Origin of the sequence: Pseudomonas fluorescens (genome assembly GCF_001902145.1) — a bacterium.
GTDB lineage: Bacteria > Pseudomonadota > Gammaproteobacteria > Pseudomonadales > Pseudomonadaceae > Aquipseudomonas > Aquipseudomonas fluorescens_BV.
Genome location: NZ_MRST01000024.1, coordinates 76,971 through 97,116, shown reverse-complemented (window position 1 = coordinate 97,116; position 20,146 = coordinate 76,971). Strand labels below are relative to the sequence as shown.

Sequence of the window (20,146 nt, the reverse complement as noted above, 5' to 3'; positions counted from 1 at the left end):
TTAAACCTGATGCGCTGCGTTATCGTTGGCGTTTTTCGCGAGCAAGCTCGCTCCTACCGGTGGCTTATTCTTAGGCGGGTTTGTTACCGGGGTTCTGCAGACGGAATTTTTCCTTGCGTTCGATCTGTACCACTTGGGCGTTGTGTACGGTGATTTCCACCGCGCCAAACCGCAGGTCGCGCAGGGCGCTCTGGATTTCACGCAAAATGGCTGCTTCGTCCTGGCCGTCAACGCTACGTAGAGATGCGCTCATGGTCTCGCTCCTGAAAATGAGTAGTGCCTGGCAGTGGCGGCACTGCTTGCGGCGTGAGGGCGATAGTAGATAAGCGCGGATATTCTTAAAAATACTATTTAAGAATGTTTATATAACCAGAAAGAATTTTCTGACAGAACGTAGGGTTGCGTGTGGATGCGATCCAAATGTGGGAGGGGGCTTGCCCCCGATAGCGGTGGGTCAGCCAAGTTTTTCTAACCTGATACACCGCCATCGGGGGGCAAGCCCCCTCCCACATTTTGACAGCATTTCAAGTCTGGATTGGGGGGGCTCGGGTCCAGTCGATAGCATCGGCTGGCATCGGTCGCCCAAACCAATACCCCTGGCCCATGTCGCATTCCTGATCCAGCAGGAACCGCGCCTGTTCCACCTGCTCGATCCCTTCGGCGTGCACCTGCATGCCCATGCTTTTGGCCAGGGCGATCACCACGCGCACAATCGCCGCGTCGTCTTCGTCCCACGGCAAGCCCGCCACAAAGCCCTGGTCGATCTTGAGCTTCTGCACCGGCAGGCGTTTGAGGCGCAACAACGAGGAATAGCCAGTGCCAAAGTCGTCGATCGCCAGGCGCAGGCCCAGTTCGCGCAGGCGGTGCAGTTGCTCCAGCGCGACTTCCGGGTCGTCCATCACTGCGCTCTCGGTGACTTCCAGCTCCAGGAAGGCCGGATCCAGCCCAGTGGCGTGCAGCACTTGGGCCACTTGCTCATACAGCTCGCGCCGGGCAAACAGGCGGCTGGAGACATTGATTGCGATAAAGCTCAGCGGCGCGCCGTCGGCCAGCCATTGGCACATCTGGCGGCAGGCCTGGTCCATCACCCACGCATCGATGTCGGCAATCAGCCCGGTGCGCTCGGCGATGGGGATGAATTCGCCCGGGGGTACCAGGCCGCGTTCCGGGTGCTGCCAGCGCACCAGTGCTTCAACGCCGACCAAACGGCTGTCGTGCAGGTCGTGCACCGGCTGGTAATAGACGCGCAGCTCATGTTGGTCGAGGGCGCGACGCAGCTCGCCGGCGATTTCCACCCGATGCTGGGCGTGGGCGGTCAGCTCTTCGGTATACAGCGCGTAGCCTTCGCGCCCGGCGCTCTTGGCCTTGAACAACGCGGAATCGGCGTTGCGCAGCAGTTGCTCGGCGCTCAGGGCGTCACTGGGGAACAGGCTGATACCGATACTGGCGCTGATAAACAGCTGGTTGCCGTCAAAAATGAACGGATCCTTCATGGCGTTGAGCATGCGCTGCGCCAAGGCCGCCGCTTGCACCACCTGCGGGCAGCTTTCTGCCAGCACGGCAAATTCATCGCCCCCCAGGCGCGCCAGGGTAACCCCCGGCCCAAACAGGCCGCTCAGGCGTTCGGCCACCAGCTTGAGCAACTGATCGCCGACGTTATGGCCGAGGCTGTCGTTGATGATCTTGAAGTGGTCCAGGTCCATCAACAGCAGAGCGCAGCCACGCTTATGCACCTGCGCGCAAGCCAGGGCCTGCTCGGCGCGATCGGTGAACAGCAGGCGGTTGGGCAGGTCGGTGAGCGGGTCGTGATGGGCCAGGTGTGCCAATTCGTGCTCGGAGTTCTTGATGGCGCTGATGTCCGAGAACACTGCAACGTAATGGCTGACCTTGCCCTGGTCATCGTGAATCACGCGGATGGTTTGCCATTGGGGGTAAACCTCGCCGCTTTTACGTCGATTCCAGATCTCACCGCTCCACTCACCGGTGCGTTCCAGTGTCTGGAACATTTGCTGGTAGAAATGCGCCGAGTGGCGCCCGGACTTGAACAGGCTTGGCCGTTGGCCCATGACGTCTTCGCACTGGTAACCGGTGATCTCCATGAAAGCGCGGTTGACGTGCACGATCAGCCCCTGGGTATCGGTGACCAGCACCCCTTCCCGGGTGCAATCAAACACCGCAGCGGCCTGGCGCAGGCGCTCGCGATTCTCTTTCAGGGGTTGTTGCAACGCATGGGCACGGGCAAAACGCCGGCCTATCCAGTAAATAAGCAACGCGCTGAGGCTGACCCACACATAACCGCGTGCTTGCAGCCAGCGCCCCAGCTCCATGGGTTCATCGATAAAGTTGATTAATAGGTAATTGCTGAGCTGGAGCCAAAGGATGGAAACCAGCAGGTATACCAACCCCGCACGTAGGGCACCTCGGTATGAAAACAGCATATGCTTAGTAATCCTTACTAAATAACCAGAATCGCCCTACAAAGGATCAGGATTATAGAATAGGAAACACTTTGTAAGTCTTATCTGAAACGGTGACTGGTTTTATCTGCAAAGGAAGTGATAATGCGGGTGCTGTTTTTTTCTTTATCTGAGGGCCATACAGCCTATGTGGTACAACGGTTTTCTTGATCTGTCCGCCTGGCAACTGGTGGCAGTCACGCTGTTGATGACCCACGTGACCATTATTGGGGTCACTGTCTATCTGCACCGTTATTCGGCCCATCGCTCGCTCGAGCTCAATGCCGGCCTGAAACACTTCTTCCGCTTCTGGCTGTGGCTGACCACGGCGCAGAACACCCGCGAGTGGACCGCCATCCACCGCAAGCACCACGCCAAGTGCGAAACCGTCGATGACCCGCACAGCCCGGTGATCAAGGGCCTGTCCACCGTGCTGCGCAAAGGTGCCGAGCTGTACCGCGCCGAGGCGGAAAACCCCGAGACCCTGCGCATCTACGGCAAGAACTGCCCGGACGACTGGATCGAGCGCAATCTCTACACGCGCTACCCGCTGTTGGGCGTGGCGCTCATGGGCATGATCGACCTGCTGCTGTTCGGCACCATCGGTATCACCATCTGGGCGATCCAGATGATGTGGATCCCGTTCTGGGCCGCCGGCGTGATCAATGGCCTGGGGCATGCCGTGGGCTATCGCAACTTCGAATGCCGTGACGCCGCCACCAACCTGGTGCCGTGGGGCATCATCGTCGGCGGCGAAGAGCTGCACAACAACCACCACACCTACCCTAACTCGGCCAAGCTGTCGGTGAAGAAGTGGGAGTTCGACCTGGGCTGGGCCTGGATCAAGGTATTCAGCTTCCTGCGCCTGGCCAAGGTTCAGCGTGTAGCGCCCATCGCCCACCGGGTGGAAGGCAAAGGCCACCTGGACATGGACACGGCCATGGCGATCCTCAACAACCGTTTCCAGATCATGGCCCAATACCGCAAGTTGGTGATTGGCCCGCTGGTCAAGCAGGAGCTGGAGAAGGTCGATCATTCGGTACGCCACCAGTTCCACCGCGCCAAGCGCCTGCTGTCGCGGGAAACCAGCCTGCTGGAAGACCGCCACCACTTGCGCATCCAGAGCATGCTGGAACACAGCCATGCCCTCACCGTGATCTACGAAAAGCGCCTGGCGCTGCAGCAGATCTGGCTCAAGACCAGTTCCAACGGCCACGACATGCTGGCCGCGATCAAGGAATGGGTGCATGAAGCCGAGGCCAGTGGCATCCAATCCCTGCGCGATTTTGCCCACCAGTTGAAGACTTACTCGCTGCGTCCTACAGCGGTCTGAGAGCGTCGTGGGAGGGCTCGCCCTCCCACGCACTGGCTTTCTGGCGCCATTTTCCGGGCACCGTCAATCCACGCCGATCACGGAACTTCACCGCAATTCCCCTCTCTCAAAGAACACTTCGCCATCATGGTGACCCCTTGTAGTGACCGCTTTTGCACCCTGCGGCGCGCCCAGAGAGAGTTGTACCGATGGTTCACGAACAGCCCAGCCTGCCCGATGTGCCCACCGCAGAGCCGCCGCGCCCGGCCGCGGCGGCGACCCTGTTGGCGCTTATGCATGCTCAAGGTGAAGTCGAGCGGCTGAGTGAGCGTGAGCAACTGCTCAGTTCCCTGCTGGTCAGCGTGAACGCCGTGCTCTGGGCCATCGATTGGGAAACACGCCGCGTGCTGTATGTGAGCCCGGCGTACGAGCGCCTGTTTGGCCGCTCCGCCGGCCTGCTGCTGGCCGACCACCGGGAATGGCGCAACAGCGTCCACCCCGAAGACCTCGACTATGCCGAACACAGCCTGGCCCGTGTGCTGGAACAGGGCGCCGTGGAGGACCGCGAGTACCGCATCATCACCGCTGACGGGCAGATCCGCTGGTTGAGCGACAAGTGCTACATCAACCAGCAGGTGGTGCCCGGTGAAGCGCTGATCGTGGTCGGCATCGCCGAAGACATCACCGAAAAGAAGCAACTCGAGCTGGAACTGCATCGTCTCGCCACCACCGACGTACTGACCCAAAGCAGCAACCGCCGACACTTCTTCGAACTCGCCAACCAGGCGTTCGACCATGCCTGCGCGCAGGGCACCCCGCTGGCGTTCCTGTTGCTGGACATTGATGATTTCAAAGACATCAACGACACCTACGGCCACCTGGAGGGCGACCAGGTGCTGCGGCGCATCGCGGAGAGCGGTCGTGGGGTACTGCGCCGTGGCGACCTGTTCGGGCGCGTTGGCGGCGAAGAATTTGCCGCCGTCCTGCCGGGTTGCCCACCGGAGATGGCCCTGCAGGTTGCCGAGCGGTTGGGCAAGGAAATCCAGGCATTGGTGTTCAGCTATGAGGGGCATGAATTCAATGTGACCGTCAGCCAGGGCCTGGCCGGCCTGCGCGAAGATGACTCCACCCTCGACAGCCTGTTTGCGCGAGCGGATGCGGCGATGTACGAGGCCAAGCGCCAAGGTAAAAACCGCGTTATCGCCGGTTAACACCGCTTGGCATTTATGCCTTTTTGTAGGAGCGAGCTTGCTCGCGAAAAACTCATCGACGCCGCGTTCATTCAGGAAGCCCGCGTTATCGTTGACGTTTTTTCGCGAGCGAGCTCGCTCCTACATGCGTTCGGTGTGTGCTTCAGGTTTTGCGCACTCGGGTCAGTTCCGGCAAGCCTACCTTGAGCAGCCGCGCGGTCTTGCCGCCCGCCAGTTCTTCCAGCCCTTCATGCTCGGTCAGCCGCGCCATTTGCACCGCCAGGTTCACCACCAGGGCTTCGCGCGAATACACCCCGCCTTCAAGTGAATAGATCCCCGCGATCAACTGCCGCAACTCCAGGGGCAAGCGCCAACGCGTGCGCAATGCCGAGCCGTAGGCGGCGCCAAAGGCGTCGAGGGATTCGCCTATGGCTTCGTCATCCAGGGCGCCGCCGCCCTGGCGCCAGTCTTCCAGGCAGCGCAACAAGGCCAGGTCGCCCAAGCGATGCAGGATGCAGGCGCTGTAGCAGCGCTGGTGATCGAGCTCCAGCATGCGCGCCAGGCGTCGGGCGTAGTCGGCGCTGTCCTGGGACAGTTGCCAGTGCCGCTCGGCGTAGGCCACCAGCCCTGGGTCACCCAGTACCACGTTGTGCTTGAGCGCCAGGCCCAGGATGAGGTTCATGCTCTGGCCGGGCACCAACTTATGCAGGGCCTCTGGCAGGGTCTGCACCGGCGTGCCGTGGTAGCCGGCGCTGTTGGCGGCGGCGATCAGTACGGCGGTGATTTGCGGGTCGCTGTGCACCAGCGCTTCCAGCTGCTTGAGGTCCAGGCCTTCGGGGCCCAGGCTGCGTTGAACGGCGGCTTTCACATCCACGCGTAGCGGCGCGCCATCGCAAACCTCGCGGCGCCGCTCCAGGAAGGCTGGCAGGGTCATTCCCGGCGCCAACGGCGGGATCTCGCAGTACACGCTTTCGCCTTCGTTGAGCAGCAGGTCTTGCAAGCGCTGGGTCAGGCTTTCCATGTTCAGCGGGCGGGTCAGGTAGGCGGTGGGCGCCAGGGGCAAGGCTTCGCGCACGCTGGCGCTGTCGTTGCGACTGCTCAGCAAGATAAACGGCAGCGAACGGCGCTTCTGGCGCACGCTGCGCAGCAGGCTCAGGCCATCCACGCCCGGCAGCTCCCAATCTGCCAGGATCAGGTCATAGGTTTTTTCGCCCAACAGCGTGGCGGCGTGCTGCCCATCGGCGCACACATCCAGCCGTGCGTCACAGCGCACATTCAACAGCACTTGCTTGAGCAGGTCCCGCGACCAAGGGTCTGCTTCGGCGATTAACACTCGGGGTACAGCGGGTAAATCAACAGCAGTCATCCAGCACGCTCCATCGGCAATGCTTGCACCTTAGACAATGCAGGCGCGTGCGTACAATGAAGCAGATACAAAAAAACCGCCGAAGCGGTTTTTTTGCTTTTTCTTTTTGTAGGAGCGAGCTTGCTCGCGAAGGTCGTCAACGAAAACGCGGGCAGCCTTTGAAACGCGGTGCCTGGGGTTTTTTCGCGAGCAAGCTCGCTCCTACAGGGGCGTGTCAGAGTTCGGAGAAGCACTCTTCGATGATCGCCAAGCCCTTGTCCAATTGCTCGTCCGGCGAGGTCAGGGGCACCAGTACGCGCAATACGTTGCCGTAGGTACCGCAGGACAGCAGGATCAGGCCCTTGTCACGTGCCTTGGCCACCACGGAGGCAACGGCGGCAGCGTTTGGCTTGTGGGTGTCGCCGTCTTCGAACAGCTCGACCGCGATCATCGCGCCCAGGGCACGCACTTCGCCGATCACCGGGTACTTGGCCTGGATGGCCTTGAGACCAGTCACCAGGCGCTCGCCCACGGCCTTGCAGCGGTCCAGCAGGTGCTCTTCTTCGAACACTTCCATCACGGCCAGGGCTGCTGCGCAGGCAATCGGGCTACCGGCATAGGTGCCGCCGAGGCCACCTGGGGCGATCGCGTCCATGTACTCGGCCTTGCCGCACACACCGGCCAGCGGGAAGCCGCCCGCGATGGATTTGGCGAAGGTGGTCAGGTCGGCGGCAACGCCCATCTGTTCCATGGCGAAGAAGGTACCGGTACGGCCGGCACCGGTTTGCACTTCGTCGGCAATCAGCAGGATGCCGTGCTTGTCGCACAGTTCGCGCAAGCGCTTCATGAAGGCTTTCGGCGCAACGTAGAAACCGCCCTCGCCCTGCACCGGTTCGATGATGATGGCGGCGATATCACGCGGCTCGGCATCGTTTTTGAAGATGCGCTCGATGCTGGCGATGGAGTCGTCAACGCTCACACCGTGCAGTTCGTTGGGGTACAGCGCACGGAATACACCGCCTGGCATCAGGCCCATGCCGGCCGAGTAAGGCACGACCTTACCGGTAAGGCCCAGGGTCATCATGGTGCGGCCGTGGTAAGCACCGGTGAAGGCGATCACACCAGCACGGCCCGTGGCGGCGCGGGCGATTTTCACGGCGTTTTCTACCGCTTCGGAACCGGTGGTGACCAGCAGGGTTTTCTTGGCGAAATCACCCGGCACCTTGGCGGCGACTTTTTCGCACACTTCTACGTAGGGCTCGTAGGCCAATACCTGAAAGCAGGTGTGGGTCAGCTTGTTGAGTTGCTCGGTCACGGCCGCGATGATTTTCGGGTGCACGTGGCCGGTGTTGAGCACGGCGATACCACCGGCGAAATCGATGAACTCGCGACCTTCAACGTCGGTCACGGTGGCGTTCTTCGCCGACTCGGCGAAGATCGGGTGAATCTGGCCAACACCGCGCGGTACAGCGGCTTCGCGGCGTTTCATCAGGGAAGCGTTAGTCTTGCTCATAAAGTCCTCATTCGCCGCTCATCGGGCGGCGTGGCTCAAGGATAGGTGGCGGGGAGGCAACTACGGCAGCATGCGATGATCGACTGCCACAGCTTTCCCGGCCACTGCGAATAACCATGTGAAACACGCAAAGGGACAGCGCTCTCGTGCCCTCTGCGTTTACTGCAATCCCGAGCCTTAGATACCCAGGCAGAGGTATTTGATTTCCAGGTAATCCTCGATCCCGTACTTGGAGCCTTCACGGCCCAGGCCCGAGGCCTTGATGCCGCCAAACGGCGCCACTTCGTTGGAGATCAACCCGGTGTTGACGCCGACCATACCGTATTCCAGGGCTTCAGCCACACGGAACACACGGCCCAGGTCGCGGGCATAAAAGTAGGAGGCCAGGCCGAACTCGGTGTCGTTGGACATGGCGATCACTTCGGCTTCGTCTTTGAAGCGGAACAGCGGCGCCAGCGGGCCGAAGGTTTCTTCCTTGGCCACGGCGGCGTTTTTCGGCACGTCGACCAGGATGGTCGGCTCGAAGAAGTTGCCTTCCATCACCTTGCCACCGGCCAACAACTTGGCGCCTTTGCTCAGGGCATCAGCGATATGTTCCTGCACCTTGGCCACGGCTTTTTCGTCGATCAGCGGGCCGGTGGTGGTGCCGTCTTCCAGACCGTTGCCGATCTTCAGTTTGGTCACCGCCACCTTGAGCTTTTCAGCGAAGGCGTCGTATACCGAATCCTGAATGTACAGGCGGTTGGCGCAGACGCAGGTCTGGCCGTTGTTGCGGTACTTGGAGATGATCGCGCCCTCGACGGCCTTATCCAGGTCGGCGTCGTCGAACACGATGAACGGTGCGTTACCGCCCAGCTCCAGGGAGACTTTCTTGATGTCCTTGGCGCATTCGGCCATCAGCTGGCGACCAATTTCGGTCGAGCCGGTGAAGGACAATTTACGCACGATGGGGTTGCTGGTCAGCTCGCCGCCGATGTCGCCGGCGCTGCCGGTGACCACACTGAGCACGCCTTTGGGGATACCGGCGCGGTGCGCCAGCTCAACCAGGGCCAAGGCGGAGAACGGGGTTTGCGAAGCTGGTTTGATCACCATGGTGCAACCAGCGGCCAGGGCGGGGCCGGCTTTGCGGGTGATCATCGCCGCGGGGAAGTTCCACGGGGTGATGGCTGCGGTCACGCCGATTGGCTGCTTGATCACGATCAGGCGCTTGTCGGGCTGGTGGCCGGGGATCACATCACCGTAGATGCGCTTGGCTTCTTCGGCGAACCACTCGATAAAGGATGCGGCGTAGACGATTTCGCCCTTGGCTTCGGCCAGCGGCTTGCCTTGTTCGAGGGTCATCAGGCGACCGAGATCGTCCTGGTTTTCGATCAGCAGTTCGAACCAACGGCGCAGCTTGTTGGCGCGCTCCTTGGCGGTGAGTGCACGCCAGGCTGGCAGGGCCTTGTCGGCGGCTTCGATGGCGCGGCGGGTTTCCGCGGCACCCATCTTCGGCACGGTACCGAGAATTTCGCCCGTGGCCGGGTTGTTGACCTTGATGGTTTGACCATTGTCCGCATCGACCCAAGCGCCATCGATAAAGGCTTGCTGGCGGAACAACTGGGTATCTTTGAGCTGCATGTCGGCTTTCCTTAACAGCACCGCGCGCACGCGGAGCGAATTAGAGTTGTTGAAAGGCGCCTTGTGGGCTGCCGTCAGGGAAATCAGCCCCAGCGCGCGGAAGAAATAAAAGAGCGCACGGGAGACAGAGCGTTTGAAATCTCAAACGAATCCTAGGATCAATGGGGGTGCAGGGCAATAGCCTGTTCGAAAAAAAGAACGAATATGGCGCATCTGGTTCATCTTTCGGATCAAGCGCACACACGAAAACAGCCCCGGAGCCTTGTGGGCGCCGGGGCTGTTGGGGACCTCGCAGCTTAAGGTTGGAACGACTTGAGCACGGCCAGCAGGCTGGTCAAGTTGTCGGCTACGCCGCCTTGGGCGACTTTTTCGGTGGCGGCGGCGCCAGCGGTAGTGTCGACACTGTAGATCTGCATCACGCCTTGGTTGGTGGCCGCCTGGGCCAGGGTGTTTTGCTGCTGTTGAGCCGAGACCGAGTTCTGGAACAGGATCGCCGTGGCCTGGCCCATGGATTGGTAGATCGTGCTCATGGCCATCGCGGGGGATTCGGCAACCACCTTGACGTTGGTCTGGGTGACGGCATCAGTGATTTGCGGGCTGACAGTACTCATGGTTGAAACTCCTGGTTTGAGAAAGAACAACTTCCGTTATTGCTCAGTGCTTAAGGCTGGAACGACTTGAGCACGGTCAACAGGCTGGTGAGGTTATCCGACACGCCGCCCTGGGCGGCTTTCTCGGTAGCCGCCGCACCTGCGGTGGTATCGACGCTGTAGATCTGCATCACGCCCATGTTGGTGGCCGCCTGGGCCAGGGTGTTTTGCTGCTGTTGGGCCGACACGGCGTTCTGGAACAGAATCGCTGTGGCCTGCGCCATGGATTGATAGATAGTGCTCATCGCCATCGCTGGCGATTCGGCCACCACTTTGACGTTGGTCTGGGTGACCGCGTCGGTAATTTGCTCGTTGACTAATGGCATGATCAATTTCCTTATTTAGTACACGGTGCATTCCGTGTTCATCAATGAACGTTGCGAAACAAGGGCTGTGAAGCCGTTGTGATTCAAGGTTTCGCAGTCGGGCCCAAAGCCGCCTCAATCTGCGTGATCAAACCCTGGATCAGCGCCTGCACTTCCTTGCGTTGCGCCTCATTACCCAAGGCCGTGCCGTTCAGCATTTGGCGCAGCGCAGCCTCACGCTGCTCGGCGGCGGTTTTCAGCGCTTGCTCGTTGGCCTTCGATTGCTCAAGCACCTGGGTGGCGCGCTTGAGGGTTTCTTCGACGATGGCTTGTGGCGTTCCGGCGAAGATCTGCGGGTTGCGCAGCATTGCTTCGAGCCGTTGGCGGTCGTCGGTGGACAGGACCGAGGGTTGCATATCGACCTCCTCAGGGGATGCCTTGGCGGCGACACGCCCGCTAAAGCCGCACCTCAACGTTGTCCTGCCAGAAACCTGCAAAGTAAAAGTGCGGCGAGGAATCACAGAAGGTCGCCAACTCCGCAGGCGTTATGGCGCTGGGCTGGTTGGGGAAAATGGCAGGCGGAGGCGGTAGCAGATTGGCCTCGTTGTAGAGGTTGCCGACTTCATAGCAGTTGGCCGCGAACTGCGAACAAAACGACCCGCTGCCGATGTCGATGGACTCGTTGATCCGCGTCACCAGGCTGGTATCGGAAGTCCAGCGCCGAAAGGCTGAGATCATCGCGTTCCACACGCTGTAGCGGCCCCGAATATCACCGCCGATCTTGTCGAAATAGAACTGCTTGGCAGCCACCGTCGCCGCCTCGCCCAGCTCGATATCCACGCAGGAAAATACCATTGCCGAGCGCGGCGGCTTTTCTAGACTCAGGTCGGTCAGAGCCAGGCCACTGCCGACACTTTCGATCACCATCGTGTCGCTCACCGCAATCGCTGGGTGAACCACATTCAGGTACGTCGTGTCCTGCGAGAACACCTTGGCCTTGACCAACTGACCGGCTTTGATAAACGCCCGCGTTGCGCTGTCGTCATCTTGTTTGACAGAAAAAATAATATCTCCAGGCTGCATGATGTCGCTCCTCGCTCAAGAAAAGTTGCTTTCAAGTTGCTGTCGCACCGCTCCAGCAGAACGCTGGAGCGCTGTGCTCGGTTCAGGCCGCTGGCGCGGCCCGGTTGGCCAGGGTGCTCGCGTACTTGGCGATGCTCTGGTCGATCTTGTCGATGGCCACGCTGGCCGCCTCGGCTTCCATCGCTCCGGCAGCGGCGGCTACAGCGGCAGCGGCGCCCACCAGCAAGTCGGTGGCTAACGCGCCCAGGGCATCCTCGGCGGCGCCCGGCAGGTTGTTCTTGACGATGTTCTCGGTCATTTGCTGGAGCAGCACGGCCTGGGCCGCCAACGCGATCTTGCTGACCCCGTCGAAGTACCCCGCCGCCGCCTGCGCCACCAGCCCGGCCGCCTGGCTGATCATCATGTCGGCCGGCACCGCGATCTGCGCCGGCGCATAGGCAAAGTTCTGCGAATTGGTGAACTGCACCGCCTGCACGATCTGGCTATTGAGCGCCGCCGTGCTGTCGGGCGACGGCGTGCTCACCTGGTTGAGCAGGTGCTCGTTCATGCGCGCCATGATCGAGCCCGAGGCCGGTGCGGCGGGCGCCGGCGCAGGTGGATCGGCGGCGGGCATTGCTTGGGAGGCGGCGGGTTTCTTTCTGCTGAACCACGACATAATCGATCTCCCGAGGGCTCAGCCCTTCTCGCCAATCTGCATGATCAGCGCCACGGCCTTGGAGATCACCGCATTGGAAATCTGATTCATCGCCTGCTGGCTGTTGACCGCGTTCTGCAACGACAGGCCCGCCGCGCTGCTGGCCACCTGGTACAGCGACGCGATGGCCTGGGCCGGCGCCTCGGCCACCACCTTGACGTTGGTTTGAGTGACCGCGTCGGTGATCTGGCTGTTGACCTCTGTCATACATCTCTCCTTGATGGCATTCACCCAGGTTTGGGTGTGGATAGCGGCGGCGTGCTGCGCTCATACCACTAGAACGCCCCACGCCAACATGTGTGAATCACCTTCAGCGCAAAGCACTGCGCAGCAGTTGCACACGCTTGCGCACCAGCGGCAGCTTGACGTGCAACTCGGCGGCGATTTGTGTGTAAGGCAGGTCATCGACAAAACGCATCTCGAACAAGCGCTGCTGCAAAAGGGGTAACCGTGCGACGTGCGCCTCGATCTGCTCCAGGCGCTCATAACATTCCACCCGCTCCAGCACCGAGGCGCAGGGGGCGGCGAGCGCGGCCAGGTGATCGTGTTCAAGGTCCACCGAATCATCGAACAGCCGCCCCTCGCGCTTGCTGCGCCGCAAGCTGTCGAGAAACACATGGTCGAGCACCAGAAACAGAAACCCCTCAGGGTCACGAATGCGCTCGGGCGAGCGCCGAAAAAACAACAGGGCCTTGATCGCCGTGGCTGCTAGCCACTCCTGGCCCTGATCCAGATTGCCCTTGGCCCGCCGCAACGCCCGGCGCCTGAGCTCGCCGTGCACAGCGCGCCAACTCGCTTCGAACAAACGGTCATCGGCGGCCCATTGATCCTTGAACTGAACAGTCATCCCCATCGCCCGCACTCCTGTGCATCCTTGATGAAGGGCCAGTCTGCGAGGGCGGGACAGGGGCGCGCTGTTACCTGGGGAACACGCCCACGACTAATTCAAGGCAAACGCCTTGCGCCGCAAATGCTCAAGATCGTTGATCACCATGCGCTCCAGCTTGCCGCTGATCAGCCCACTGCGACGCCACAGTTGCAGCTGTACATTGAGCTTGGGGCGACTGGTGTTGAGCATCGACGCCAACACCCCTTGGCTTGCGGGCAAAGACACACAAGGGATGGCCAGCGCCAGGTCGATCTCGCCCAGGTTGGCCAACAGAAACCGCGCCAAGCGCGACTCCAGCCGATGCAGGCACACCAACTCCAGCAACTCGATGGCATGCAGCAAACGCAGCATCATCAACATCAACAAACGCCGCAGAAACGCCGGCTCCTCAAACAACACAGCAAAATGCCGGCTACCCAACTGCAACAACCGCGTGGGCCCGCTGGCAAAGGTGGAAGACTCGCGCCCATGATCCTTGATCAACGCCGTCTCCCCCACCACCTGCCCGGCCCCGGTACTGCCGATAATCTGCTCGCGCCCATCCGGCCCATGCACCACCGAATAAATCCGACCCTCGACCACCAGTGCAATGAATTCGAGGGTGTCGTCCTTGAAATACAACAGCTCGCGATCATCCAGCGTGCGCTCCACCATATGGGTGGCAACGTAGCGCAAGAGATGCTCCGGCATACCTCGAAACAAATCGGAGCGAGCCAGCAGGGTTTGTCTGAGCGGGAGATCGAGCATCACGGTTCCTTTGGAATGCATGCGTTCACCTGAGGAATTGCGGCGTAGAAGCGGTGTAAAGCCACAAGAGCAAAGCAAACAAAGGGACGTGCGGCGCGGGGAGTTGTGAATGAGGGTGGCGATTAGCCATTTTTTGTCGGAAATGGGCGACAGGGGGCGGGGGAAATGCCGGAATGGACGCATCAGGTCGACATGGGTATGATGTCGCCCGCACAAGCATCCGTAGCTCAGCTGGATAGAGTACTGCCCTCCGAAGGCAGGGGTCGTGGGTTCGAATCCCGCCGGGTGCACCAGATAGAAATGAAAAAGCCTCAGGTCGAAAGACCTGGGGCTTTTTTGTGGGCGCTCAGCAGGCCCATTTGAAGTCTCGAAAAACCACAACCCTGACGGGCGCTCCCGGCGCACAGTAAGCCTTGCCCCGGACAGCCTGCAATGACGCCGCGTAATTGATACCCGACCCGAAGGCAAACCTCATCGACTGGCGATCAGCACAGGAATGGCGTTGTTCAGTGAAAACGCCACCAGGAATACGGCCAGCCCGACGTCGATCTGCCGGGTGTACTTGAGGAACAGCGCCTTGATCGGGCCTTGGCCGAACAGCAGCGCCACCACGCAATACCAGATGACTTCCAGGGTCGAGCACAGCATCACCACCAGCACTTTGTCGCTCTCCGAGCGCGGCACAGAAAGAAAGCCGGCATAGATACTGATCATGAAAGCGATGGTTTTCATGTTGCTGATATTGGTGATCACCCCCACGCGGTAGGCCTTGGCGAAGCTGGTCGCGCCCGGTGCGGTGCTTTCGGCCGTGCCGGTGTTCTTGGCCAGCACGCTTTTGATGATGCTGTACGCGATGTACAGCAGGTACGCCGAACCGCATAACGTGGCGACTTTGGAAAACGCCGGGTATTGGTGCAACAACGCCGCCAGGCCCAGCAACGAAATCGTCGAGAAAAACACACCGACCGTGCAGATGCCCAGGGTCGCGCCGATGCCGGTCGACACCGAGCCCAGCGAGGCGAAGCGGCTGACAATGATGAAGTTGGGCCCCGGGCTTATCACCGCCAGGATGTAGATCAATGCTGCTGTAAACATGGGAACTCCTTGTATGAGGCAGCAGCTCTCCAGGCAAACTAGCAGTAATTGCACATCCCATTACCGACTATAAATTCATATGCTTATGACCCGTTGCAGCCAGGCCGGCGATGGTATCGCGCGATACCATCGCCACTGGGTCAGTGCGGCGGCAGGGCTTTGAGGCGTTCCTCCAGGTTTTGCCCAGGGAAGCGCTTTTGCAACTCGGCAAGTTTCGCTCTCGCCCCAACCTCATCCCCTGCCGCGCGCAGGCGTGCTACTTCCTGCAAGCCAAGCTCAAGGGGTTGCGGCGCGGCGCGCTTGGCCAGCTTGCCTTGGGGCAAGGCATCGCTGCTCATTTGGGCACTGTAGGACTCGGCACGGGGCGGCGCGCTCATCGGCGCAGGCGCGGAGAACGCTGCCGGGGCGGCGAGACGTGTGTTGTGTACCGGGTCCAACTCGGGGGTGCGGGTGATCACGCCCACCAGCAATGCCACACCGGCCAGGCTGGCGAATGCCATTTGCCAGCGCGGTTGCTGGCATGCACGCAGCCAGCGCTGCCACAGGTTGGGCGCAGGCTTGGGGGCTTCGCGGCGGGCAGCGTTGAGGATGAACGCGTCGAGGGACGCGGGCGGTTCGCCCGTGCTGTGTTGACGATAGTGCTGGAGCAGCGCGTCGTCTGGGGTGTGTCGGGAGTCAGTCATACGGGTACCTCCTCGGCCAGCAGGCGCCGCAATTTTTGCAGGGCGTAGCGCAAGCGGCTTTTTACGGTTTCCAGCGGGGCGCCGGTGAGGGTGGCGATTTGCGGTACTTCGAGCTCGCCGTGCAGGCGCAGCAGGAAGACTTCGCGCTGGTCTTCGGGTAGGTCTTGCAGGGCGGCGTCGAGGCGCGCCTGGTCGCGGCTCAGGCTCAGTTGTTGCTCGGGGCCGTCGCTGTCGTCAGCCTGGGCGTGCAGCTGTTCATCGTAGCTGTCGTGCAAGGGGTTGTGGATGCCGTGCTTGCGCCAGTGGTCGATCAGGCGGTTGCGGGCGATCTGGAACAACCAGGTACGAAAACTCGCCCGACCTTGTGGCTGGGTGCTGCTGCGGATCAGGCTGAGCCAGGTGTCCTGGTAGATTTCCTCGGCCAGTTCGGCTTTGTTGCACAGGGACACGAGGAAGCGGTACAGGCCCTGGCGGTGGCGCGTGTACAAGGCTTCGAAGGCGGCAGCATCACCGGTTCGGTAGCGGGCCAGCAGCGATTCGTCGCTGGGTGAGTCATCTGGAACGGCCATGTAGTGGGCGAACTCCTTTTGGTCAGCCGAAGCAGTGTGGAAGGGACTGGCCCTCATTCCGTAGGAGCGAGCTTGCTCGCGAAAAACTCACAGGCGGCGCGTTTATTCAGGAAGCACGCGTAACGTTGACGTTTTTCGCGAGCAAGCTCGCTCCTACATTGGATGGTTGTTGTGGTGGAGATCAGGGCTTGAGGCTTTGGGCCAACTCCACCAGTTGCACGAATTCGTTGCGCAGCCCGAACGGGTCATCGCCGCGGGCCGAGCGCGCCAATTTGGCGGTGTCTTGCAAACTCATGCTGCCAGTGTAGCGGCCATCGCCCTTGAGCTGCTGGGCGAAGGCGGCCACGGCAGACGAGAAGCGCAGATCATCGCTGGCCGGGGTGGTTTGGTTGGCGATGGGGCGTTCGATCAATTGGCTATTGCCGCCCGCAGCGGGCTTGTAGCGCACCCGTAGCATCGCAAGCTCCGCGGATTGGCTTGCGTCCGCAGGCGCAGCGGCATAGCGCAGAGGCTCCAACCAGCCCTTCTCGCCCTTGGGCACGATTTCATACAGCGCCGTCACCGTATGCCCCGCGCCAATCTCGCCGGCATCAACCTTGTCGTTGCTGAAATCCTCACGTTTCAAGGCGCGGTTTTCATAGCCCAGCAGGCGGTATTCGCTGACCTGGGCCGGGTTGAATTCCACCTGCAGTTTCACATCCCGCGCCACCACGGTCAGGGTCGAGCTGAGTTGCTCCACCAGCACTTTGCGCGCTTCGCGCAGGTTGTCGATGTAGGCGTAGTTACCATCGCCCGCGTCGGCCAGTTGTTCCATCAGATGCTCGTTGTAGTTATCCACACCAAAACCGAGGGTAGTCAGGGATACGCCGCTTTTGCGCTGGACCACGGCCATTTGCTTGAGGCTGTCGAAGTCGCTGATGCCCACGTTGAAGTCACCGTCGGTGGCCAGCAGGATGCGGTTGATGCCGTTGTCGATAAAGCCTTCGCGGGCCATCTGGTAGGCCAGTTCGATACCGGATGCGCCTGCGGTGGAGCCACCGGCGGTGAGTTGGTCGATGGCGTTGCGGATCTTGGCTTTTTCACTGCCCGAGGTGGGCTTGAGCACTACGCGGGATTCACCGGCGTACACCACTAGTGACACACGGTCCTGATCACGCAGTTGATCGACCAGTAACTTCAGCGTGCTTTTGACCAGCGGCAAGCCTTCGCGGCGGTCCATGGAGCCGGACACGTCCACCAGGAACACCAGGTTGGCGGGCGCCAGTTCGGCCACGGTTTTATCGGAAGCCTTGATGCCAATGCGCAGCAGTTTTGTGCGCGGGTTCCACGGGGTAGCGGCCAGCTCGGTGGTCACGCCAAAGGGGGAGCCATCGGTGGGCAATGCGTAGTGGTAGGGGAAGTAGTTGACCATTTCCTCCAACCGCACCGCGCCTTCGGGCGGCAGGCGGCCTTGGTTGAGGAAGCGCCGTACGTTGGCGTAGCTGCCCGTGTCGACATCCACGCTGAAGGTAGAGACCGGGGTTTCGGCGACGCGATGCACGGGGTTGTCGGGCAGGTTGGCGTATTGCTCGCGGGGTTCGCTGCGGTAGTCCATCGTCGCCATTTCTCGCACCGCCATGGGTGTCGGCATCGCCATTCGCTTGACCACAGCGTTTTGGATCGGCGCGCTGTGCAGCTCGGCGCGAGGCGCAGGTTCAATCGGCTTGGCGACCTGGGGTGGAGATGACGCCCCACACCCAGCCAGCGCCACCAACAGCGTAACGGCAAAGCCTCGGGTAGTAGGACGCAGCATGAGCAAAGGGCGGGACATGGGCTGAACCTCGTGAGTGAATGAGCCGTTCAACAGCTCAGACGAGAGGCGGCGCTCATACGGGTTAAACACTTTCTCCACCCGATTGCTGCCTCACACTTAGAGACACAACCGACTGAACCGGCCGTCACCAGCAACCACATATCGAGAGCTCGCCTCCCAGTCAGAACCGTCTATTTCTTGAGCTTCCTGGAGGCTTTTCACATCAGAGAAACCACGATGACCTTCGTAAGCAACAACCTCACCCACCGCTATGAGCATCCCGCAGTCTGCCAACGAGCCAGTTACGCCAGCGCGTCGGCACGCGCAAGCAATGCGCCAACCTGGGCCGCCCAGGTCAGGCCTCAACCGCCGACGCCAGCGCAGGTAGCACCGTACACGCCTCGCCCCGAACAAATGGCCGTGTCGCAACAAGCGCCGTTTTCCTTGCAGAACTACGCCAATGCAACCCTTAAAGGCACACCGATGCATACAGCCGCCAGGGCCGTGGGCACTGTTCGCGAAGTGAGCATTACACGTGACTCATGGGGTTACGAACGTGTGCATACGCGCTCGTTGGGAACCGGCTCGCTGATCAACGATGGCAACAGCGTGCTGACCAACCAACACGTGCGCGACGCGCTGGCCAAAGGCAGCAAGCTCGAACTGTGGCTGGGGTATGAACAAGACAGTAGCGGCCGGATGAAGGTAGCGCGCAAGGTGCCGCTGGATCCCACGCCGCTCAGTGGCGATACACGGTTGGACTACGCCGAGCTGCGTGTCGACTTGCCCGTCGGCGAGAAAAAAGCCTTGGCCGAGCAGTTCCGGCCGCTCAAGTTGGCCTCCGGCCCCCAAGCATCGCCTGGGCAGAAAGTCTTTATGCCCAACCATGGGCAAGAGGCCCTCGGCATTTCATTTCTAAATACCAAGGGCGAACCCACCACACTCAAGGGATACGACGAAGACAGCCGTAATCAGGGCACGGTCTACCATGATGCCTTCAAGAAACCCGGCACTTCCGGCTCACCGCTGATCAGCGTCGACACCGGCGAAATCGTTGCCTTGCACAACGGCTCCATCGGCGCCAACGTGAACGGGCAGCGTGACTCCATGGGCACGGCCACCCGCATCGACTTGATCCAACAGCACCGTCGTCAGAGGTGACGCGGTTCAGTCCGTGCCGTACTTGGGGTTACGCGGGCCGTACAAAATCCCGGTGCGTTGCCCCGCCGACAGCAACCGCGCACTGGTGATACCGGCAATCGGGTGCGCCGCATCGGTAGAGCTGTTGATCACCTGCTTGACCGCCGCCGTGATCAACATACCCACCAGGCCGCCACCGTTGTTGTTGCCCTCCTCGCTCGACGCCCGCGCCGAACCGGTCCACAGGGTGGTGCCGGTGCGCAGGTCCACCAGTTTGGCCGAGGCCGTTACAGAGGTATCGCTGGAGATCAGCATGTATTTGGTGCCGTACTCGCTGACGGTGATGTACAGCGCCGCGTCCGCACCAAAGATGTCATGCAGCTTGGCCGGTTGTACGGCCTGGATATCGTTGGCGGTGGTCAGGCCGTTCTGGCGGAAGGTTTCGTCCACCAGGGCAATCGGCAACACGTAGTAGCCGGCTTCGGCCAGCGGGTAGGTGACTTGCGACACCAGGCTGTAGGACGCCTGCACTTCCGGCGATTCATTGATCGGCGGCAGTACCAGGATCGACTTGGGCCGCGCCTGTTTGTACGCCGAATAATCAACCGTCTTGGGTGCGGCGCAACCGCCGAGCAACGCCAGGGCCAGCAAGGCGCCGGTGAGTTTTAACAGGCTCATTTAGTGGCGACTCCGGCTTTGGCGTTTTTCAACAGAAAGTCCATGTACGCAGCAGACTCGGGGAACAGGGCCTTCTCGGTGCGAAACTCCTGCACCATCTGGTCGTCCTTGCCCATGTTCATGTACAGCATGCCCAGGTGCGCGTGGTAACCCGGCGGCGCCTTGCGGCCACTGGCGTTGATCTTCTGCAGATCGCGCTCCAGTGCTTCCACCTGCGCTTCCTTGGGCTCGCCCTTGAAGTACTCGTAAACCTGCGGCTGGTAGCTCTCCCATTGATACAGGGGCTGGGGCGCCGTCTGGCACCCGGTGACCGCCGCGATTGCTGCCAGCGTCAGCGCCAACTTCACTGCCTTGCTCATCCGTGTACTGCTCCTTGTGGTGTGGC

Annotated in this window: 22 protein-coding genes and 1 tRNA gene; 4 read left to right on the top strand and 19 right to left on the bottom strand. The window is 61.0% G+C overall.

Annotation, left to right across the window (positions count from 1 at the left end; genetic code table 11):
* Nucleotides 1–70: 70 nt before the first annotated feature.
* Together oscA and dibA are read right to left on the bottom strand one after the other, a co-directional pair.
* The gene (oscA, locus tag BUE92_RS14385; RefSeq protein ID WP_010565387.1) at nt 71–253 is read right to left on the bottom strand and encodes a sulfur starvation response protein OscA; all 183 of its coding nucleotides are present in this window, start codon (nt 251–253) and stop codon (nt 71–73) included.
* A gap of 271 nt (nt 254–524) precedes the next feature.
* Nucleotides 525–2,438 (bottom strand): phosphodiesterase DibA, encoded by a 1,914-nt coding sequence (gene dibA, locus BUE92_RS14380; RefSeq protein ID WP_073524481.1) that lies wholly within the window; start codon nt 2,436–2,438, stop codon nt 525–527.
* A 166-nt stretch (nt 2,439–2,604) separates the two neighbouring features.
* Between dibA and desA the strand changes: the two genes are divergently transcribed.
* Both desA and BUE92_RS14370 read left to right on the top strand, forming a co-directional pair.
* A complete protein-coding gene (gene desA, locus BUE92_RS14375; protein ID WP_073524480.1) occupies nt 2,605–3,789 on the top strand; it encodes a delta-9 fatty acid desaturase DesA in 1,185 nt (394 codons plus the stop codon).
* A 188-nt stretch (nt 3,790–3,977) separates the two neighbouring features.
* Nucleotides 3,978–4,979, top strand: coding sequence for a GGDEF domain-containing protein (locus BUE92_RS14370; RefSeq protein WP_073524479.1), 1,002 nt, complete (start codon nt 3,978–3,980; stop codon nt 4,977–4,979).
* A 142-nt stretch (nt 4,980–5,121) separates the two neighbouring features.
* On the opposite strand, the gene BUE92_RS14365 is transcribed toward BUE92_RS14370, so the two are convergent.
* The 11 genes from BUE92_RS14365 to BUE92_RS14315 form a co-directional block, all read right to left on the bottom strand.
* Nucleotides 5,122–6,324, bottom strand: coding sequence for an HDOD domain-containing protein (locus tag BUE92_RS14365; protein WP_073524477.1), 1,203 nt, complete (start codon nt 6,322–6,324; stop codon nt 5,122–5,124).
* Nucleotides 6,325–6,538: 214 nt separating this feature from the next.
* A complete protein-coding gene (gene gabT, locus BUE92_RS14360) occupies nt 6,539–7,816 on the bottom strand; it encodes a 4-aminobutyrate--2-oxoglutarate transaminase (RefSeq protein WP_056782565.1) in 1,278 nt (425 codons plus the stop codon).
* Nucleotides 7,817–7,993: 177 nt separating this feature from the next.
* Complete coding sequence (gabD, locus tag BUE92_RS14355) at nt 7,994–9,436, bottom strand: NADP-dependent succinate-semialdehyde dehydrogenase (RefSeq protein ID WP_003187552.1); 1,443 nt, start codon at nt 9,434–9,436, stop codon at nt 7,994–7,996.
* Nucleotides 9,437–9,732: 296 nt separating this feature from the next.
* Nucleotides 9,733–10,047: a RebB family R body protein gene (locus tag BUE92_RS14350; protein WP_003187551.1), complete on the bottom strand. Its 315-nt coding sequence runs from the start codon at nt 10,045–10,047 to the stop codon at nt 9,733–9,735.
* A 50-nt stretch (nt 10,048–10,097) separates the two neighbouring features.
* A complete protein-coding gene (locus BUE92_RS14345; protein ID WP_073524476.1) occupies nt 10,098–10,412 on the bottom strand; it encodes a RebB family R body protein in 315 nt (104 codons plus the stop codon).
* 83 nt (nt 10,413–10,495) lie between these two features.
* Nucleotides 10,496–10,807 (bottom strand): hypothetical protein, encoded by a 312-nt coding sequence (locus BUE92_RS14340; RefSeq protein WP_073524475.1) that lies wholly within the window; start codon nt 10,805–10,807, stop codon nt 10,496–10,498.
* Nucleotides 10,808–10,847: 40 nt separating this feature from the next.
* Complete coding sequence (locus tag BUE92_RS14335) at nt 10,848–11,474, bottom strand: hypothetical protein (protein ID WP_073524474.1); 627 nt, start codon at nt 11,472–11,474, stop codon at nt 10,848–10,850.
* Between the two features lie 82 nt (nt 11,475–11,556).
* Nucleotides 11,557–12,129, bottom strand: coding sequence for a hypothetical protein (locus BUE92_RS14330; protein WP_073524473.1), 573 nt, complete (start codon nt 12,127–12,129; stop codon nt 11,557–11,559).
* Between the two features lie 18 nt (nt 12,130–12,147).
* On the bottom strand, nt 12,148–12,375 hold the full coding sequence (locus tag BUE92_RS14325) for a RebB family R body protein (protein ID WP_003187543.1): 228 nt from the start codon (nt 12,373–12,375) through the stop codon (nt 12,148–12,150).
* Between the two features lie 103 nt (nt 12,376–12,478).
* Complete coding sequence (locus BUE92_RS14320; protein WP_143169983.1) at nt 12,479–13,021, bottom strand: RNA polymerase sigma factor; 543 nt, start codon at nt 13,019–13,021, stop codon at nt 12,479–12,481.
* An 87-nt stretch (nt 13,022–13,108) separates the two neighbouring features.
* Nucleotides 13,109–13,825, bottom strand: a complete 717-nt coding sequence (locus BUE92_RS14315; protein WP_073524471.1) for a Crp/Fnr family transcriptional regulator — start codon at nt 13,823–13,825, stop codon at nt 13,109–13,111.
* A gap of 195 nt (nt 13,826–14,020) precedes the next feature.
* On the opposite strand from BUE92_RS14315, the gene BUE92_RS14310 reads away from it, so the two are divergent.
* Nucleotides 14,021–14,097: transfer RNA gene (locus tag BUE92_RS14310), tRNA-Arg, on the top strand.
* A 178-nt stretch (nt 14,098–14,275) separates the two neighbouring features.
* Here the strand turns inward: BUE92_RS14310 and BUE92_RS14305 are convergent.
* The 4 genes from BUE92_RS14305 to BUE92_RS14290 form a co-directional block, all read right to left on the bottom strand.
* The gene (locus BUE92_RS14305; RefSeq protein ID WP_073524469.1) at nt 14,276–14,899 is read right to left on the bottom strand and encodes a LysE family translocator; all 624 of its coding nucleotides are present in this window, start codon (nt 14,897–14,899) and stop codon (nt 14,276–14,278) included.
* Nucleotides 14,900–15,039: 140 nt separating this feature from the next.
* Nucleotides 15,040–15,582: a hypothetical protein gene (locus BUE92_RS14300; RefSeq protein ID WP_073524467.1), complete on the bottom strand. Its 543-nt coding sequence runs from the start codon at nt 15,580–15,582 to the stop codon at nt 15,040–15,042.
* Complete coding sequence (locus tag BUE92_RS14295; protein ID WP_073524465.1) at nt 15,579–16,151, bottom strand: RNA polymerase sigma factor; 573 nt, start codon at nt 16,149–16,151, stop codon at nt 15,579–15,581. The genes BUE92_RS14300 and BUE92_RS14295 overlap by 4 nt, the downstream gene beginning before the upstream one ends.
* A 181-nt stretch (nt 16,152–16,332) precedes the next feature.
* Nucleotides 16,333–17,961 carry a vWA domain-containing protein gene (locus tag BUE92_RS14290; protein WP_073524463.1) on the bottom strand — a complete coding sequence of 543 codons (1,629 nt, stop codon included), beginning with the start codon at nt 17,959–17,961 and terminating at the stop codon, nt 16,333–16,335.
* Nucleotides 17,962–18,180: 219 nt separating this feature from the next.
* Here BUE92_RS14290 and BUE92_RS14285 point away from each other — a divergent pair, with 219 nt between their 5' ends.
* Nucleotides 18,181–19,104 (top strand): S1 family peptidase, encoded by a 924-nt coding sequence (locus tag BUE92_RS14285; RefSeq protein WP_073524460.1) that lies wholly within the window; start codon nt 18,181–18,183, stop codon nt 19,102–19,104.
* Between the two features lie 6 nt (nt 19,105–19,110).
* On the opposite strand, the gene BUE92_RS14280 is transcribed toward BUE92_RS14285, so the two are convergent.
* Nucleotides 19,111–19,761, bottom strand: a complete 651-nt coding sequence (locus BUE92_RS14280) for a DUF799 domain-containing protein (RefSeq protein ID WP_073524458.1) — start codon at nt 19,759–19,761, stop codon at nt 19,111–19,113.
* Nucleotides 19,758–20,120 carry a DUF4810 domain-containing protein gene (locus tag BUE92_RS14275; protein ID WP_073524455.1) on the bottom strand — a complete coding sequence of 121 codons (363 nt, stop codon included), beginning with the start codon at nt 20,118–20,120 and terminating at the stop codon, nt 19,758–19,760. The genes BUE92_RS14280 and BUE92_RS14275 overlap by 4 nt, the downstream gene beginning before the upstream one ends.
* Nucleotides 20,121–20,146: the final 26 nt, after the last annotated feature.

Excerpts from the sequence above, each read along its gene's own strand:
- desA (WP_073524480.1), top strand. The coding sequence starts at position 2,605 with ATGTGGTACAACGGTTTTCTTGATCTGTCCGCCTGGCAACTGGTGGCA.
- gabT (WP_056782565.1), bottom strand. The coding sequence starts at position 7,816 with ATGAGCAAGACTAACGCTTCCCTGATGAAACGCCGCGAAGCCGCTGTA.
- BUE92_RS14320 (WP_143169983.1), bottom strand. The coding sequence starts at position 13,021 with ATGGGGATGACTGTTCAGTTCAAGGATCAATGGGCCGCCGATGACCGT.
- BUE92_RS14350 (WP_003187551.1), bottom strand. The coding sequence starts at position 10,047 with ATGAGTACTGTCAGCCCGCAAATCACTGATGCCGTCACCCAGACCAAC.
- BUE92_RS14285 (WP_073524460.1), top strand. The coding sequence starts at position 18,181 with ATGACCTTCGTAAGCAACAACCTCACCCACCGCTATGAGCATCCCGCA.
- gabD (WP_003187552.1), bottom strand. The coding sequence starts at position 9,436 with ATGCAGCTCAAAGATACCCAGTTGTTCCGCCAGCAAGCCTTTATCGAT.
- BUE92_RS14300 (WP_073524467.1), bottom strand. The coding sequence starts at position 15,582 with ATGACTGACTCCCGACACACCCCAGACGACGCGCTGCTCCAGCACTAT.
- BUE92_RS14340 (WP_073524475.1), bottom strand. The coding sequence starts at position 10,807 with ATGCAACCCTCGGTCCTGTCCACCGACGACCGCCAACGGCTCGAAGCA.
- oscA (WP_010565387.1), bottom strand. The coding sequence starts at position 253 with ATGAGCGCATCTCTACGTAGCGTTGACGGCCAGGACGAAGCAGCCATT.
- BUE92_RS14345 (WP_073524476.1), bottom strand. The coding sequence starts at position 10,412 with ATGCCATTAGTCAACGAGCAAATTACCGACGCGGTCACCCAGACCAAC.
- BUE92_RS14295 (WP_073524465.1), bottom strand. The coding sequence starts at position 16,151 with ATGGCCGTTCCAGATGACTCACCCAGCGACGAATCGCTGCTGGCCCGC.
- BUE92_RS14370 (WP_073524479.1), top strand. The coding sequence starts at position 3,978 with ATGGTTCACGAACAGCCCAGCCTGCCCGATGTGCCCACCGCAGAGCCG.
- BUE92_RS14325 (WP_003187543.1), bottom strand. The coding sequence starts at position 12,375 with ATGACAGAGGTCAACAGCCAGATCACCGACGCGGTCACTCAAACCAAC.
- dibA (WP_073524481.1), bottom strand. The coding sequence starts at position 2,438 with ATGCTGTTTTCATACCGAGGTGCCCTACGTGCGGGGTTGGTATACCTG.
- BUE92_RS14330 (WP_073524473.1), bottom strand. The coding sequence starts at position 12,129 with ATGTCGTGGTTCAGCAGAAAGAAACCCGCCGCCTCCCAAGCAATGCCC.
- BUE92_RS14280 (WP_073524458.1), bottom strand. The coding sequence starts at position 19,761 with ATGAGCCTGTTAAAACTCACCGGCGCCTTGCTGGCCCTGGCGTTGCTC.
- BUE92_RS14275 (WP_073524455.1), bottom strand. The coding sequence starts at position 20,120 with ATGAGCAAGGCAGTGAAGTTGGCGCTGACGCTGGCAGCAATCGCGGCG.
- BUE92_RS14315 (WP_073524471.1), bottom strand. The coding sequence starts at position 13,825 with ATGCATTCCAAAGGAACCGTGATGCTCGATCTCCCGCTCAGACAAACC.
- BUE92_RS14335 (WP_073524474.1), bottom strand. The coding sequence starts at position 11,474 with ATGCAGCCTGGAGATATTATTTTTTCTGTCAAACAAGATGACGACAGC.
- BUE92_RS14365 (WP_073524477.1), bottom strand. The coding sequence starts at position 6,324 with ATGACTGCTGTTGATTTACCCGCTGTACCCCGAGTGTTAATCGCCGAA.
- BUE92_RS14290 (WP_073524463.1), bottom strand. The coding sequence starts at position 17,961 with ATGTCCCGCCCTTTGCTCATGCTGCGTCCTACTACCCGAGGCTTTGCC.
- BUE92_RS14305 (WP_073524469.1), bottom strand. The coding sequence starts at position 14,899 with ATGTTTACAGCAGCATTGATCTACATCCTGGCGGTGATAAGCCCGGGG.